Source organism: Exiguobacterium sp. s130 (assembly GCF_018619055.1).
In the GTDB taxonomy this organism is placed as follows: Bacteria; Bacillota; Bacilli; order Exiguobacteriales; family Exiguobacteriaceae; genus Exiguobacterium_A.
In genome coordinates this window covers 20223-37010 of record NZ_JACSNI010000008.1, presented here as the reverse complement: position 1 = coordinate 37010, position 16788 = coordinate 20223, and the positions used below count along the sequence as shown (strand labels likewise).

Genomic DNA, 16788 nt, shown 5'->3' with positions numbered 1-16788 from the left:
TCCAGTTGGAGGACGGCTTCTTTTTATGTCTTAAAGGAATCGTTTCCGTAAAGAAGTCGAAAGTGCTTTGTCTGCGATTTCTTCTAGTTCCGTCAAGTTCGTCGGATCAAAGCTATCATTGTAGAACCGACCTACAAAGTCGACACGGTCGTAATCGAGTTCCTTGAAAATCAAGTGTTTATGATCGTCATAAAAAACGACACGGTAGTAATCAGAACCGCGTTCAAGGGTGACGAGACCTTTGATATGGTCCAATTTTTTTTGTTCTTCGGTTTGTTCTTCTTCGAGTGTATCGTCCTCGTTCGTCGATGCTTCTGCTTGCTCAATCGCATTCTTTACGAGTTCCGGTCGTTGTTCTTGTTCTTCCGTCATGTTATATCGCCTCCATTTATTATTTTACATGGAAATGGACAGATGAGAAAGAAAAATCCCTCAGTCCATCTGGTGTGCTTCGCAAACACGTAAGACATTCGTTGCGCCAATCCGTAATCGCTCGAGGAGTTGGAGTCGCGCTTCTTCATTTGGAATCGTATCAAGAGAAGCTATTTCCATCAGTTCCAACCAACGGATGGCATGCTCTTTTTGAATCGGCAATAACCGGTGAATCATCGCTAAACTCGTCGGCGGTTGATTCGGATCGCGTGGACCTCCTGTCATTTGGGTCAAGAAGGCGAATTGTGCCTGTTCGACACGGTGTCGATCATCAGGGAATAACGGACGCAATAAGGAATCATGGTAGACTTGATGATAGAACGAATGAATCAAAGAGGTGAGTACTTGCTCGCCTCCAAGCATTTCATAGAGCGACAAAAATCATCACCTGCCTTACATTAGGATGTGTTCTGATTATAGCAAATCCATATCGAAAAGACATGCGTCGAAAACAGTACATTTGTTCTTATTTGTGCGATAATAATGATACATAAAAAGGTAGAGGAGGTTTTCTTGATGAACCAGATGCACATTGGTCGTGCGGGTAGTGGGAAAACGACACAATTGATTGAGCGCGTCGTACAAGAACTCGAGCAACGACCACTAGGCGAGAAGATGTATTTCATCGTTCCGGATCAGATGTCATTTGAAATGGAGCGTCGGATTGCGACAGATGAACGGATAGCAGGTCTTGTTCGTCTCGAAGTCATGAGTTTACGGCGCTTTGCGTTTCATATTTTACGCGATTACGGAAATCAAGCAATTCCATTTCTCGATGAGACAGGAACACAATTATTACTCCGACAGGTCGTCGAGGAATCAGAAGACGAGTTAAAGATTTTTAAGCGTACGAAAAATATGCCAGGATTTTTCCAAGGACTTGATGAACTCATCGCGTCATTTAAACGCTCATTGATCGAGCCGGATATGTTGCGTCAAGTGAGTGATCGGTCTCTCGAACGGTCACCAAAATTGAACGACCTTGCGTTGATTTATGAGCGCTTTGCGGAACGAATCGTCGATAAGGCACTCCATGCGGATGATTATTATACGACGTTACTTGAGTTGCTTCCAAAAGCGCGACTGGATCAAGCGACGATCATCCTCGACGGATTTTATGAGTTTTCGCTTCAGGAACAACAAGTACTGCTTGCCTTGATGCAACAAGTGGCTGAAATGCATATTAGTTTTACAATGGACGCGGCGGATCCTTATGCAAAACAAACGTCTTTTGGTGTGTCCCAGCGTTGCTACATGCAATTGATCGGGCAAATGCAGGAGCTGTCGATTCCATACGAAGAAATCTTGTATGATCAACCAATCAAGTTTCAATCAGAAGGGCTACGACATTTGGAGCAGGCCTTGTTGAAGCCGGGATATCCTCCTGTCGATCATGATATTGACGGCTTTCAGATGACAGCTGCAGTCAACCGGCAAGTTGAAGCAGAATCAGCCGTGCGGAAAGCGATTCAACTTGTTCGCCAAAAAGGGTATCGATTTCATGAAATGGCATTCGTCGTGCGACATCTAGAGCCGTATGCGGATCACTTGGAACGAGCCTTCCGCATGTATGATGTTCCGTATTTCTTGGATCAACGTGAGTCGATGATCCATCATCCGCTCGTTGACTTGATTCAATCTGCTTTAGACATCGTGACATCGGGTTATCGGGAAGAAACGGTCTTTCGTTTACTGAAGACGGAGCTCTTACCGATTCCGGCAGAAGATGCGCGTCTAGCGCTCGATCGTTTCGAGACGTTCGTGCTCGAACGCGGCATTAAAGGGTCAATGTGGCAACAACCGTGGCAATTAAAGCGACGCTTAGCAGAGGAAGTTCGCTTAACGGAAGAGGAAATCGCGCAAGAAGAGGAATTGAATCATCTCCGTACGTTCGTCGTCGACTTGATTGAACCGTTACACCGTCGGTTAAAGCAGGCAAAGACGATGAGCGCGTATACGAAAGGTCTTTATCAATTCCTTGAAGAACAAAAAATTGCAGAACATTTAATGGAATGGCGCAAGCAAGCATTAGAGCAAGATCAGTTACTTGCTGCTCGGGAACATGATCAAGTGTATGAAGCGATTCTTCACCTATTCGAACAGCTAGAGGCTGCTGCGCCTGAGCATACTTTATCGACGGACTTGTTCGTCCAAATGGTCGAGACAGGACTTGAGAGTCTGCGTTTTGCACTTGTCCCCCCATCGCTGGATCAAGTCATTGCGACGGATTATGTGCGTGGACGATTACAACGAGTGAAAGTCGTCTTTTTACTGGGAGCGAATGATGGTCTGATTCCGTTCGTCCAAGATCAATCGAAGTTACTGTCCGAAAATGATCATGACTTTTTACATGAACATGGTATTCCGGTTGGAAAAGCGTCCCTCGATGTGTTTGATGATGAACTATTTTATCTGTATCAAGGGATGATGGCTCCAAGTGAAGCATTGTATGTCAGTTATGCGCTTGTCGATGAAGAAGGAAAGGCGTTGCAACCGGCGGCAATCACGAAACAATTGAAGCGGCAACTGTTGCTTGATCGTCCGATCAAAACACAGTTTGCGGAGGCTGGCGAACATGCACCGCAAGAACAATTCGATTTCGTGACGAGTCCCGATCGCGCGGCAGCAGCGACGGCGATTGAACTCCGCCGTTTACAACGACGTTATCCGATTCAGCCAATTTGGTTTCAAGTATATAATTCACTTCTTGAAAACGGACAAGGGCGCGAACGAATGGGTCTATTCTCAAGTGCCTTGTTCTATCAAAATCAAGCGGAAGCGTTACCGGAAGGGTTGGCGCATCGCTTATATGGCGAGTCTCTGCAAGCGAGCGTTTCGCGTTTTGAAACGTATAATGCTTGCTCGTATAAACATTTTGCTCGGTATGGACTTCGTTTACGCGAGCGAAAGCTCTATAAATTCGAAGCGCCGGACATCGGAAATCTGTTCCACGGCGCATTAAATGATTTGTCGCTCAGTATCAAAGCTTCCGGACGGCACTGGCGCGAGCTCGATAGTGAGACATGTGGAACACTTGCGAAGGAAGCTGTTGAAAAGGTGACACCAGAAATCCAGAATGCAATTTTGATGAGCTCAAGTCGATTTGGTTATATCAAGAAAAAGTTGACGGATGTCGTCGAACAGACCGCTAAGATGCTCGTCGAGCAGGCGAAGCGAACGGATTTTGAACCAGATCTATTTGAAATCAGTTTTGGGAATGCGACGTTTCCACCTTTACGCTTTACGCTACCAGACGGAACGGAAATTGAATTCACAGGACGCATTGACCGTATTGATCAGGCGATGATCGGTGACCAGTTATACGTCCGCATCATAGATTATAAGTCGAGTGCACGAGGACTGGATTTTGCGGAAATCTATTACGGACTCGCCATACAGATGTTGCTGTATTTGAAAACAGTCGTGGAACAGTCAGAGTTGCTGTATCAACAGCAGGCAAAACCTGCTGGTGCGCTGTATTTCCATGTTAAGAATCCGATGTTACGAGGCGATTTATCTGCTGATGAAGCAGAACGTAATCGACTATTACTCGAGTCCTATCAGATGCAAGGCGTCATTCTCGAGAATGATGAGGTACTGCGAGCGATGGATCATATTGCATACGATGAACGAAAAAAATCCCCACTCGTCAAAGTGACCTTCACGAAAAATGGACTGCATAAATCACAGACGAAGGGTGTTGTACAAGAGGCAGATTTATCGGCACTGATGGATCATGCGTGGGAGGCATTAAAAGACAGTAGTCAAGATATCTATGATGGGGATATTGCAATCAATCCATTCGATTATCAGGAACGGACACCGTGTAGTTTCTGCGAATATCGTTCAGTCTGTCAATTCGATGAATCACTCGGAAATCAATATCGTCCATTAAAACCGATGTCTGAAAAAGAGGTACTGGAACGATTGAAGGAGGATGAAGAATGAGCGTGCGTTGGACGGAAGAACAACAACAAGCCATTTCAGCAAGGGGAGGACATATCTTAGTCTCAGCAGCTGCTGGATCAGGGAAAACAGCTGTCCTCGTCGAACGGCTGACGCAACGATTGATCGATCCCAAAGATGAGTTGTCGGCGGATCGGATTCTTGTTGCTACCTTTACGAATGCAGCAGCGCGTGAGATGAAAACGCGAGTCATTGAGGTCATGGATCAACGTATCAAAGAGGCACCGGATGATCTGTATCTAAAAAAGCAACGTCAATTAATGAACCGGGCACAAATTACGACGATCCATTCATTCTGTCTATCGATTCTACGCGAGAATTATTACCGGATCGGTTTGGATCCGGCGTTTCGGATTGCTGACGAATCTGAACTGTTATTACTGCAAGATGATGTCTTAGAAGCGGTCTTTGAGTCGTTCTATGCCTCTGAGGATCCGGGATTCTATGATTTGATCGATAGTTATACATCAGACCGGGACGATCAAGCGATGCTTTCGCTGATTTCAAATCTCTACCGTTTTTCTCGATCCTTACCGGATCCGGAAGCGTTTTATGCGCATTTAATCAATCAGTACGATCAACCGATTGACCCGGATGATTCTCCACTTATGCAACGACTAGTCGAATTAGAGTGGGAAAGTCTCTCGAATTTATTGGGACGTTATCGAGAACTTGCTTTTGAATTGGAACAGTCCGGATATACGGAAATGGGACAGATGATGCGACAGGATATCGCTCCTTTTGGAGTACTTGAAACGTCAGTACGGCAATGGTCGATGGTTGCTCTTGCGTTTCAAGCAGTAGAATTCGGTCGTTGGAAAAGTCCGCGCGGGGATGAAGGCATCAAACCGTTCCAGACAGAGCGGACACGACTCGTTGCAGAATTCAAGAAAATGAAAGAACTGTTTGTCCAAAAAACAGGTGTTGATTACTTGGAGGACTTGCGGTCGCAGCTTCGACACGTGGAGACGATCGTGACACTCGTACGTCAATTTGCAAGCGATTATCTCGAAGCGAAACAACAACGTGGTATCGTCGATTTTTCGGATCTTGAACATTTTGCATTAGAGATTTTGACGGACGAAGGACAACCGTCAGACGTGGCAAAACTTCTAAAGGAACGCTTCGTTGAAGTACTCGTCGACGAATATCAAGATACGAACGAGGTTCAGGAACGCATCATCCAATTGGTCTCGAAAACGGATGAGGCGACAGGAAATCTATTCATGGTCGGTGATGTCAAACAATCCATTTACAAATTTCGTCATGCAGAGCCAGGATTGTTCCTGGAGAAATTCAAACGATTCCAACAGACCGACGTTGGAACACGGATCGATTTAACAAAAAACTTCCGCAGTCGTCTTGAGGTGCTGGATGGAACGAATCAAATCTTCCGCCAAGTGATGGATGAGACGGTCGGGGAGATTGATTACGATGAAGCCGCGCACCTTCGACTCGGGAATCTGAGTTATCTCGAATCGGAGCAAGTGGCGCCTGAATTACTCTTGATAGATCCACTTGATAGTGAAAAGGAAGAGGTTGAAGCACGAGCGATTGCAACACGAATTCTAGAACTCGTCGACTCTAAACATCCACATCTGATTTACGATGTGAAATCGAACCGATTCCGGACATGCGAATACCGTGACATCGTCGTCTTGGCCCGTTCGCGCGGCAAGCGTGTTCAGGCACTCGTTGAAGTACTCGAACAGTATGAGATTCCGGTCTATGCAGATACGACGGGCGGATATTTCCAAGCGACGGAAATTCAAATCATGATGGCGTTACTCAAGACAATCGATAATCCACTTCAAGATATCCCGTTCGCCAGTCTGTTACGATCGCCGATTTTCGGTGTGGCGGATCGTGATCTAGGGCGGATTCGAGCAAAACAAAAAGAAGGAAGCTTTTATGAGGCGGCACTCGCGATGGCGACAGAGGAATCAGCACTTGGTATTCGAATAGACGAGATCATCCGTCAGATTCAAGCATGGCGAACCGAAGCACGTGGGAGTGCGCTTCCTGCCTTCATTCGATCATTGTTTGATCAGACTGGCTATTTTGAGTATGTCGGCTGTCTCGCTGGAGGCAGAAGTCGTCAAGCTAACTTAAATGCCTTATATGAGCGGGCAAAGCAATACGAGACGTCCGGTTATCGAGGGCTATATCGTTTTCTACGCCTGATCAATCGGTTGATCGAACGAGGAGAAGACTTCGCAGAAGCCCGTTCGCTTGGAGAAGACGAGGACGTCGTTCGAATCATGACGATCCACCAATCAAAAGGACTCGAGTTCCCCGTGACGATTATCAGCCAATTGACGAAACAATTCAACAAACAGGATCAAATGCAGGCCATCCAGTTGCATAAGACGTATGGCATTGCTCTAGACGCCATTGATCCGATTCGTCGTTTGCGATCTGGAACGCTATTGAAGGAAGTCATCCGTCGGGAAATGGATCGCGAGATGAAGGCAGAAGAGATGCGCGTCTTGTATGTTGCGATGACTCGAGCGAAGGAAAAGTTGATTCTCGTCGGGACAGTCAAGGATTTAGAAGATCAGATGGTGGCCTGGCAGATGACGCCACTCGATGAAGTCTTACTACCTGAAAATGACCGGCGCCAAGCGAAGAGTTATGCGGAATGGGTCGTTCCGGCAGTCTTACGCAGTAGTTTACTACGTCCGGATGAGACGAACTGGTCGATTCGCGTGATGTCTTTAGAGGAGTTAGCACCGTATCAAGAAATCTCAACACTCGTGGAGCAACTCGAACACGTCCAAAAGCTTGAAAAAATTGATGTGCCCGTCAATACGCACGTCAAAGAAATCGTTGAAGCGGCATTTTCATATCAGTATCCGCATCTACTCGCGACAGAAACGGCAGCGAAACAGACCGTCACGGAACTGAAGCGCGCGGAACAGTTGGAACGCGCAGCATTTGAAACGACGTATCGCCAGACGACGTATTACCGAACGCCACAATTCCTTGGACCTGTACTTAGTGGAGCGGAACGAGGAACGGTCCTACACCTAGCGATGCAATTATACAAACCGGATGCAGCGATTTCAGAACAGATCAATCAATGGGAAACAATGGAACGAATCACACCTATCGAAGCAACGACGATGCGGGAAGCAACACCACAGTTGCAAGAGTTCCTAGACTCCGAGATCGGACAATTGTTCAGCGAACGACTACGGACAAACCACGTCTATCGAGAGTTACCGTTTACGTATAAAATCGGAGCATCACGTTTTCGGAAAGACTGGACGGGTCCAGTGGATGACGCAGTCATGCAGGGAATCGTCGACTGCTTGATTCAGGATGGGGAGTCATATATCTTACTCGACTATAAATCGGATCAAATCGTTACGACGGAAGTCGGACAGACACCTGCTGATGTTTTACGTGAACGGTATGCGACTCAATTGAATCTATACCAAGAAGCATTAGAAGCTATTCTTCATATTCGAATCTCGCGGAAAGTCATTTATGCTTTTGCTTTAGGAGAAACGATTGATTTAGTTTAATTTTACGACTGAGACCTCTCTTGTCCTCCTACTTCAGGTAGAGGCGAGGGAGGTTTTAGTATAGGTCAAAAGAGGGATGAGGAATAAAGGAATAAAATCAAGGTATGGAGTGATTTCCGTTTCTTATTGTGAAAAAACTGTGTAAAATAAAGAAGATATGTCACTTTAACGATGGATAATTTTGGGAGGTTTTAATAGATGGCACGTATTTTATTAGCAGAAGATGAAGATGTCTTACGTATGTTGGTACTTGATACACTAGAAGATGAAGGATATACGATTGATGAAGCGACGGACGGAGACGAAGCATATCAAAAAATCATGAACACGGAATATGACCTCGTTCTGTTGGATTACATGATGCCTGGGATGACAGGAATCGAAGTCATCGAAAAAGTTCGACAACATCCAGATAAGCAACACTTGAAAATTATGATGTTGACCGCTAAAAGTCAACAATCTGATCGAGAGCGCGCGGAAGAAATCGGTGCAAACTACTTCTTTTCGAAACCCTTTAGTCCTCTTGAGTTGATTGATGTAGTAGGAGGAATATTGAGTGATCACCAAGTGGATTAATCGAAAAATCGGACGCCAACTTATGGCATCCTTTTATGTCGTATTAGCTACATTGATGATTTCATCATTGATCGTCTACAACTACACGGACACGAAATTGCAAGCGACACGGGCGAAATTAGAAGACATCCGAGATCGTAGTGCACGCGCAGGGGCTCTATGGGAAGAATGGCAGGATGTTCAATTCAACATGCGTGGCTATGCCTTGATGGGAAATGAAGAATTGTATACCCAAGTCATGGCTCAACAAGATAAGATTGCTCAGCAAACGGATTGGTTCGAAAAAAATGCAATCTACGATCAAGGAAAGGCATTCGCCCAGTCCTCGAGAGAACTATATCAATACTATTTCGATGCAATCTTGCCGCTTGTTCAATCCTATGTCAAAACGAAAGAGTCAGGAGATATTACAGAATCCTTCTTGAAAGGAACGACGCTAGCTGAATTGCCACTCGGTCAGAAGTTGATAACTGAAGGAAAGATTCAGTTAGATAGTCAAGGAAACATCGATGTATTATCAGAGATTAATAAAAGTGAACTGGCACTCGGCGGTTATCGTGAATTTTTGGAAGATTGGGCACAACGGACAAGTGATCAATTGGAGCAGGAAATCCGAACGACGCAACTGATTTGGTTAGCGAATATCGTCGTTTTGATCGCTGTTTTGATCTTCTTCATCTATCCATTCATTCGTCGCATCACGATTGAATTACTGTCTCTCGTTAAGAACAGTCAACGGCTTGCGAATGGTGAAGATGTTTTAAGCGTCAAAGTACCGAATCGTAAAGATGAGATTGGTATTTTAGCACTATCGTTTAATCAGATGGCAAGTTCGATTTCTGAGAATAAACAGCATCTATTGGCAAAAAATGAAGAGTTGCAAGCCCAGCAGGAAGAATTACAAGCGCAGCAAGAAGAATTGCAAGCACAACAACAGGAACTTGAAGAAGCATTGGAACTGACGATGCGCAATGAACAACACCTTCAGTACCGGAATGATCTGACAGAGACGCTCGCGGCACGTGAATCGTTGACCGCTTATCCGGAAATCATCGAGAAGCTCGTCACGATCACGGATTCTGAAATTGGTGCATTAGTATTCGTCGATGAGGAAGAGAGTTATTCCGTCGTCACCTATGGTATGACGGATGAACTGGCAGAGCGGTTACTTCAAAACGATGCGTCACTGTTAAAACGAGCAGAATCACTCAAGACACCAGTTCACTCTTCTAAACAAGTCGCGAGCAATCATCCGTTACCGTACCCGTACTATATGTATGAAACGGCTGTGCCGATTCTCGATCCAACCGCAGATGATATCATCGCGTATATCTATCTGGTCCGTTACCGCGATCAGTTTACGAATGAACAGATGCGGGATGTCATGTCCTTCTCTCGTCAATTGTCGTTATCCCTTCTCCGGATGCGTTTGTTTGACGAGATGACGAGAGAAAAAACGAAAACGGAACGGATTCTCGATTCGATTCGTGAAGCGGTCATCTATCTTGAGCCAGGGAAAGAAGAGGTTTTCGTCAATCGACCGCTGTACGATCTATTCCCGGAATTACGATATGGTGTCCAGGCGGAACAAGAAACACTTCAAACATGCTTAGAAGTCATTCAATCCGTCGTCGATGAACCGGAAAACTTCAGTCGATATGTTGATTCAGTTCTTCGTGGAGAGTTACCGACAGAGAGTCTACAGTTCTCGATTAGAAACGAAACGGTATTCATTCAATTTTATGTCGAGGTGATTCACATTCATCAGGTGCATAAAGGAACGATGCTTGTCATGCGGGATGTGACGAAAGAAACCGAAATGGATCGTTTGAAATCAGAACTCGTTTCGACTGTATCTCATGAACTTCGAACACCGCTTTCTTCGATTTATGGTTTTACAGAGCTCATGCTCAATCGAGATATTGAAGAATCGCGCCAAGATCGATACTTACGGACGATCCATTCCGAAACGGAACGTCTTGCGAATCTCGTCAACGATTTCTTAGACGTCCAGCGCATGGAGTCAGGTACACAATCGTACAAAAAGACATCTGTGAACATTCATGCGATTGCTGAAGAAACGACACACTTTTATGCGGCTTCGACACAAGCCCACCGGATTACGTTCCGTCACGAAGGAAATCAGTTGCCTGTCATTGAAGCAGATGAAGAAAAAATCAGACAGTTACTCAATAATTTATTGAATAATGCGGTGAAATACTCACCATCTGGTGGTGCGATTGATGTCGTACTCACGACATCACGTGATCAAGTCATTCTTCAAGTTCGGGATGAGGGAATCGGGATTCCGAAACAATCACTCAGTCGTCTATTCGAAAAGTTTTACCGCGTCGATAACTCGGATAGTCGGAAAATTGGTGGTACGGGCCTTGGTCTAGCCATCTGTAAAGAAATCGTCACCGGTCATGGGGGAGAAATTCATGTGGAATCGGTCGTAAGGGAAGGGAGTCTTTTCACTGTCAAATTCCCACTCGTTCAGTCCACACATGTGACAATCTCCTGAAAAAATCATATAGCAACAAAATAACACTAGGTGTTCGTACGGAAATCAGATACGATGAAATAGGAAAAGAAAGGAGGAAATGAAATGCCAATCACAGCATTCGTTCACACACACGTCTTACTTTGGGTACTTTTATTGGTTACGTTCTTCGTCGCGTTTTCGATGTACAAGAACAATAAGAAAGCCGCAAAAGGCATTCATATGGCGTTCCGTCTTCTGCTTTTATTGACGTTCGCGACAGGTCTTTACCTGTACATTAAAATCATGGGGGTGTCTGAAAATCCAGATCCTCTCTACCATGCGAAGATCACAGCAGGTCTTTTGACGCTCATCTTCGGAGAATTGACACTCGTTCGTGTCAAAAAAGGAAAAGCCTATTCCGGTTTCGTCATCGGATTCATCGTGCTTGTCCTTGTGACAATATTCCTTGGTTATTCTCTTCCATACGGTATGAAGTTTTTCTAATTTCATGCGAAATCAAAGAGTCCTTTTCGACCTTTTGGGTTGAAAGGACTCTTTTTGTCGTGTCTGCTAGTAATTTTTGTTTACAAGTGGTTGTTATTTGGGAAAAGGGATGTATTACACAGTAGAGAGGGGAACGCTTGTGGCACAGTTGAAGGAATGGACGAAGGTCTTCCGGGCACGGAAATGGATGAAACGCGCAGAACCGGTGTTACCACTCTGGCATGGATACATCGGTTATAAATATGGATTATTCGATGCTCTTCAATCGGGAGCGACGCAGGCGGAAGCGCAACTACGGATGCGACGTCCGCTGACACAGGAAGCGTTATCCCGCTGGTTTGAGGTTGGCGTAGCTGTCGGTCATTTAAAGAAAAAAGATTTACGTTACACGGCGACGCGTCATGTATTGCCAGAACTTTCTCAATCAGACGATCGTAGTATCGGTTTTATGTTATCTGAGATGATGGAGCTACATTTACCCGCCTTGTTCTCTTATCCACAATTCCTAGAAGAGGGGCAACAGAAAGTCTTTAATGGAGAAGAACATGGCGACATCGTTGCCGAAACGTCGGCACTTGTCGAGACCGTTGCTTTCTCAGCTGTACGTCATATCATTCGGAGTCGCAATCTGACATCACTGCTTGATATCGGCTGTGCCTATGGCGGTTATCTTCGCAAAATTCATGAAGCGTTACCTGAATTGCGGCTCGCTGGAATCGATATCGAAGAGTCGGTCATCGCCGAAGCGAGACGACGAGATACGAGTGGAGAGATTGACTTCGTCGTCGGAGACATCAAAACGTTTGACGTAAAAGAAACGTATGATGGTGTCATGATGAATAATATTTTGTATTACTTCCCACAACCGGAACGTCTTGCTTTACTAAAAGGGGTACGCCGTTTCGTCAAAGATGATGGAACAGTCATTCTCGTCACTCCACTTCGTGACAGTTCACATGGTGCACCGTTCTCAGCAGCATTCAATGCCTTTATGACGTTGCATGAGAATTTGTATCCATTACCAAGTCAGGAAGAATTGAAAGAAGATTTATCGAAAGCTGGGTTTGGAAATATTTCGATCACACCATTCTTAAAAGAAGGTGCTTGGTATATCGTGACTGCAAACGCCACTTCCTAAGCGAAGTCTGGCGTTTTTACAGTTGGAAGACAGTTCAAATTTGTCGCTCTTACTATGTGCTTAGTATAATAGTTGAAACGATGAGAGATAAAAAGGAGAGATTTGGGTGAAGCGACGCGTAGCAGTGATAGGAGCCGGACCAGGGGGACTTGCATGTGCCTTGTTATTAGCAGGAAAAGGAGTAGACGTCACCGTTTATGAAAAACAGACGCAAGTCGGTGGACGAACTTCTGCCGTCAAGCTAGGTGAATACACATTTGATCGAGGACCGACTTTTCTTAATATGCCGCATATTTTAGAAAACGTCTTTCACGAAGCTGGTCTACGGTTAGAAGATTATTTAGATCTAAAGGCACTTGATCCGATGTATACACTCTATTTCAAAGGTGGAACAGAACAGTTTACGATGACGACGGATCGGGACCGGATGAAAGAGACGATCGAGCGTCACTTTCCGGGAAATGGGGAAGGGTACGATCGATTCATGGCAGAGCAAGCGTTAAAGCTCGGTAAGTTGATGCCGATTCTACAGACACGTCATGACCGATTAACGGACTACTTGTCACCGCGTGTCTTAACAGCACTTCCGCGTCTCTCACTCGGGCGATCACTTTATGATGTCTTGTCCGACTATTTCACGAGCGAAGAACTGAAGTATGCCTTTACGTTCCAAGCGAAGTACTTAGGGATGTCGGCTTGGGAATGCCCAGGAGGTTTCTCCATCTTGTCTTACATGGAACATGCATACGGTGTCCATCATCCGATTGGTGGGATGCATCAGGTGCCACTTGCGATGCAACGTGCCCTCGAAGAACTCGGTGGAACGGTTCAGTTAGGTACAGGCATCAAGCAATTGATCTTAAACGGCAAAGTCGTCGAAGGGGTCATCCTTGAGTCAGGTCAGCATGAGTTATTTGATGAAGTCATCGTCGGTGCTGATTTCGCACATGCGATGAATCACCTTGTACCGGAAGGAGTACTGAAAAAATGGTCCCGACCAAAAATTGATCGCAAAAAATTCTCGTGTTCGACGTTTATGTTGTATCTTGGCGTCAATCGGACATTCGATGCGCCACATCACACGATTTATTTTGCGGAAGACTACGAGAAAAACGTTCGCGAGATGACGCAGACTTTAGAATTATCCGATGATTTTTCATTTTATGTTCAAAATCCATCCGTTCTTGATCCGACACTAGCACCTGAAGGAAAGTCCGCCATGTATGTGCTAGTTCCGGTTCCGAACAATTACTCGGAACTCGATTGGTCGATCGAAGGACCAAAATTACGTCGACGTGTTCTGGATACGCTTGAAACGCGTTCACCGTATCAAGGGATTGAAGCGGCAATTGAAGTCGAAGAGATGTTCACGCCGGACGATTGGGAAGCGATGGGGATCCATCAAGGAGCGACGTTTAACCTTGGGCATCAGTTGACACAGATGATGTATTTCCGACCGCATAACCAGTTTGAAGAGCTGGATCACTTGTATCTTGTAGGGGGAGGCACACACCCAGGGAGCGGCTTACCAACAATCTTCGAATCTGCGCGTATTACGGCAGAACTCGTGCTCAAAAAAGAAGGGGTGCGGATATGAAAATAGGATTCGTAGGAGCAGGCGTCGGAACACTGCATGCAGCACTTTTGCTGACAGCAAGACATCCGGGAGTCGAGATTACGATTTTTGAAAAAGAAGCGCATGTCGGTGGTCGATTACGATCCGTCGATTTTGAATCCGGTGGACGCATCGATGAAGGTCCGACAATCGTCCTGATGCCAGGTAAGTTGAAAGAGCAGTTGGCAGAAGCAGGCGTGACGGGAGTAAAACTCGAACGGGTGGATCCATTGTATGACCTTCACTTCGACGACGGGACCGTCGTTACGAAAGTATCTGATGTCGTGGACCAAGCCATTGCGATCGAACGCCAATTCGGCGAAGGTCGTGGATTTTATGAATTCATGCATCAAAAAGAAAAGGATTATAAGACGAGTGTATCGAAATTTTTAGAACGTGGTTATCGTCGGAAAACGGAGCTGTTGCATCCAGAAATGATGCGTCCATTATTACAGATGCACGCTTTAGAGACAGCGCATGATCATTTGAAGCGATACTTCAAGAGTAAATATTTGCGCATGGCATACAGTTTCCCAACATTTTATATCGGAGGAAATCCGTATACGACACCATCCATCTATGGTTTGATTCCATACCGGGAACAAGCAGAAGGTGTCTGGTATGTAAAAGGCGGTTATTTCTCACTTGCTGAACGCATGTATGACACATTAGTCGAACGAGGTGTCCGATTCGTCTTCAAGGCACCCGTTGAACGAGTCGTCGTTGACCAAGGACAGGCGAAGGAAATCGTCTTACAAGGTGGAACACATGAAGCATTCGATCAAATCGTACTAAATGGAGAGTTTCCATTAATGGAACGTCTTGTGGAAGGTAAACAACCTAAAGCATATACTCCTTCAGGCGGGACGCTATTGCTGTATTTCAAGATGAAAGGGAAAGTTGACTTACCAGTGCATCGATTTTTGATGCCGAATGATTTGGAACCACTCATGACGAACATCTTTAAAAAAGGACGATTACCTGAACATCCGGCAGTCTATCTATTCCATCCGAGTCAGATTGATCGTAGTTTAACAGGAACGGACGATAGCGTCGTCTATTCATTAATTCCTTCTCCCCGTGGCTATGGTGTGAAAGATTATGAAAAAGTAGACTTCGTCGAGACCGTGCTCGAAAAAATCGAGCATCATCATCCGGGATTTCGGGAAAAGATACAAGAAATGAAGATTCGTACACCGAATGATGCACAGGCATTTGGACTATACGAAGGTGGCAGTTTTGGAATTGCTCCGACGATTCGTCAATCAGCTGCCTTAAAGACACAGGCAAAACCATATTCGGATATCGATCGACTATATGCCGTCGGTGCATCGGTGCATCCGTGTGGAGGAGTACCAGTCGTCATGATGGGCGCAACGATACTCGTAAACCGAATGGAACAAGAGATGGGGTGGAAACATGAATTCAGTGGCGATCCAAAACGCGTATATCAAATGTGAGGAAGTCATTCAGTCCGGATCTAAGACGTTCTATAAAGCCTTTTCACTCTTACCAAAAGCAGATCGACAAGCTGTTTATGCGATTTATACATTTTGCCGGTTCCTTGACGATACCGTCGACGAATCAGATACACCAAAAGAAAGTTTAATGGCTTTTTTGAATGAATTCAAACGATTCCGTGATGGCGAAGTACTGGATAAACCGCTATGGATCGCGTTAGCAGACGTATTTGAACGTTACGAAATGGATGAGACACCATTTCTTGAGCTCGCGGAAGGAATGCGTTGGGATATCGAGAAAAATCGTTATCAGACGCTTGAGGAGACAGAGCAATACAGTTATTACGTAGCGAGTACTGTCGGTTTAATGTTATTGCCAATCCTTGCACCGCAACAGCCTGATCTCCGTAAATCTGCTATTGATCTTGGAATCGCGATGCAACTAACGAATATATTGCGAGACGTCGGAGAAGATGCAAAACGCGGCCGCATCTACTTGCCCCATTCATGGATGGAGACATACGGTGTCACAGCGGAGTCGTTACTCGCTGGTTGCCCTTCAGGAGACTTCATTGGTCTCTGGGAAGAGGTTGCACTTCGAGCAGAGCATCTGTATGATGCGGCGATTCCATCGTTTGATCGGTATCCGCGGGAGAGCAGACGCGCTTTAAAGGCAGCTGCCTTCTTATACCGTGGTATCCTCGATGCGGCAAGGGATAATCATTACGACGTTTTTACGAAGCGTGCGTACGTCAGCCGTTGGCAAAAGATGAAGTTGCTCGCAACGATTTAATACAAGACTATAGAAAAAAGACCTTGGCGGGGACCAAGGTCTTTTTTCTATGGTCTGAGACCGGGGAGTCTCAGATTACTTCTACACCAGAGCGAACATCTGGACTACGAGATAGGTCTATTTTGACCACGGGGATGGTCTTTTCTTTATCGAGCTATCTGTGGACCATTCGGATGAGACGATCTAAGGGGGAACGTCGTAAGTCATGCGAATGGACACACGATGAGTCGCGTGATGAAATGGGTGGGTCCCATTTGATTTCGCTGGTTAGAAAAAGTAAGTTCTTCAA

11 protein-coding genes are annotated in these 16788 nt (G+C 45.4%); 9 read left to right on the top strand and 2 right to left on the bottom strand.

Features of this window, described 5'->3' with window-relative positions; genetic code table 11:
- Positions 1-30 precede the first annotated feature (30 nt).
- Both HZS85_RS15035 and HZS85_RS15030 read right to left on the bottom strand, forming a co-directional pair.
- Positions 31-372: a hypothetical protein gene (locus HZS85_RS15035; RefSeq protein WP_029340963.1), complete on the bottom strand. Its 342-nt coding sequence runs from the start codon at positions 370-372 to the stop codon at positions 31-33.
- A 60-nt stretch (positions 373-432) separates the two neighbouring features.
- Positions 433-810: a truncated hemoglobin gene (locus tag HZS85_RS15030; RefSeq protein ID WP_231496881.1), complete on the bottom strand. Its 378-nt coding sequence runs from the start codon at positions 808-810 to the stop codon at positions 433-435.
- Positions 811-948: 138 nt separating this feature from the next.
- Between HZS85_RS15030 and addB the strand changes: the two genes are divergently transcribed.
- The 9 genes from addB to HZS85_RS14985 all read left to right on the top strand — a co-directional run bounded on the left by addB (position 949) and on the right by HZS85_RS14985 (position 16499).
- A complete protein-coding gene (gene addB, locus HZS85_RS15025) occupies positions 949-4380 on the top strand; it encodes a helicase-exonuclease AddAB subunit AddB (protein WP_214856727.1) in 3432 nt (1143 codons plus the stop codon).
- On the top strand, positions 4377-7928 hold the full coding sequence (addA, locus tag HZS85_RS15020) for a helicase-exonuclease AddAB subunit AddA (RefSeq protein ID WP_214856726.1): 3552 nt from the start codon (positions 4377-4379) through the stop codon (positions 7926-7928). Before addB ends, addA begins: the two co-directional genes overlap by 4 nt.
- A gap of 198 nt (positions 7929-8126) precedes the next feature.
- Positions 8127-8504 carry a response regulator gene (locus HZS85_RS15015; protein WP_035409361.1) on the top strand — a complete coding sequence of 126 codons (378 nt, stop codon included), beginning with the start codon at positions 8127-8129 and terminating at the stop codon, positions 8502-8504.
- The gene (locus HZS85_RS15010; protein WP_214856725.1) at positions 8485-11028 is read left to right on the top strand and encodes a sensor histidine kinase; all 2544 of its coding nucleotides are present in this window, start codon (positions 8485-8487) and stop codon (positions 11026-11028) included. Before HZS85_RS15015 ends, HZS85_RS15010 begins: the two co-directional genes overlap by 20 nt.
- 84 nt (positions 11029-11112) lie before the next feature.
- Positions 11113-11493, top strand: coding sequence for a DUF1516 family protein (locus tag HZS85_RS15005; protein WP_214856724.1), 381 nt, complete (start codon positions 11113-11115; stop codon positions 11491-11493).
- Positions 11494-11632: 139 nt separating this feature from the next.
- Positions 11633-12631 (top strand): class I SAM-dependent methyltransferase, encoded by a 999-nt coding sequence (locus HZS85_RS15000; protein ID WP_214856723.1) that lies wholly within the window; start codon positions 11633-11635, stop codon positions 12629-12631.
- Between the two features lie 106 nt (positions 12632-12737).
- Positions 12738-14228, top strand: coding sequence for a phytoene desaturase family protein (locus HZS85_RS14995; protein WP_214856722.1), 1491 nt, complete (start codon positions 12738-12740; stop codon positions 14226-14228).
- Positions 14225-15706, top strand: coding sequence for a phytoene desaturase family protein (locus HZS85_RS14990; RefSeq protein WP_214856720.1), 1482 nt, complete (start codon positions 14225-14227; stop codon positions 15704-15706). The genes HZS85_RS14995 and HZS85_RS14990 overlap by 4 nt, the downstream gene beginning before the upstream one ends.
- Positions 15666-16499 (top strand): phytoene/squalene synthase family protein, encoded by an 834-nt coding sequence (locus HZS85_RS14985; RefSeq protein WP_214856719.1) that lies wholly within the window; start codon positions 15666-15668, stop codon positions 16497-16499. The genes HZS85_RS14990 and HZS85_RS14985 overlap by 41 nt, the downstream gene beginning before the upstream one ends.
- Positions 16500-16788 lie beyond the last annotated feature (289 nt).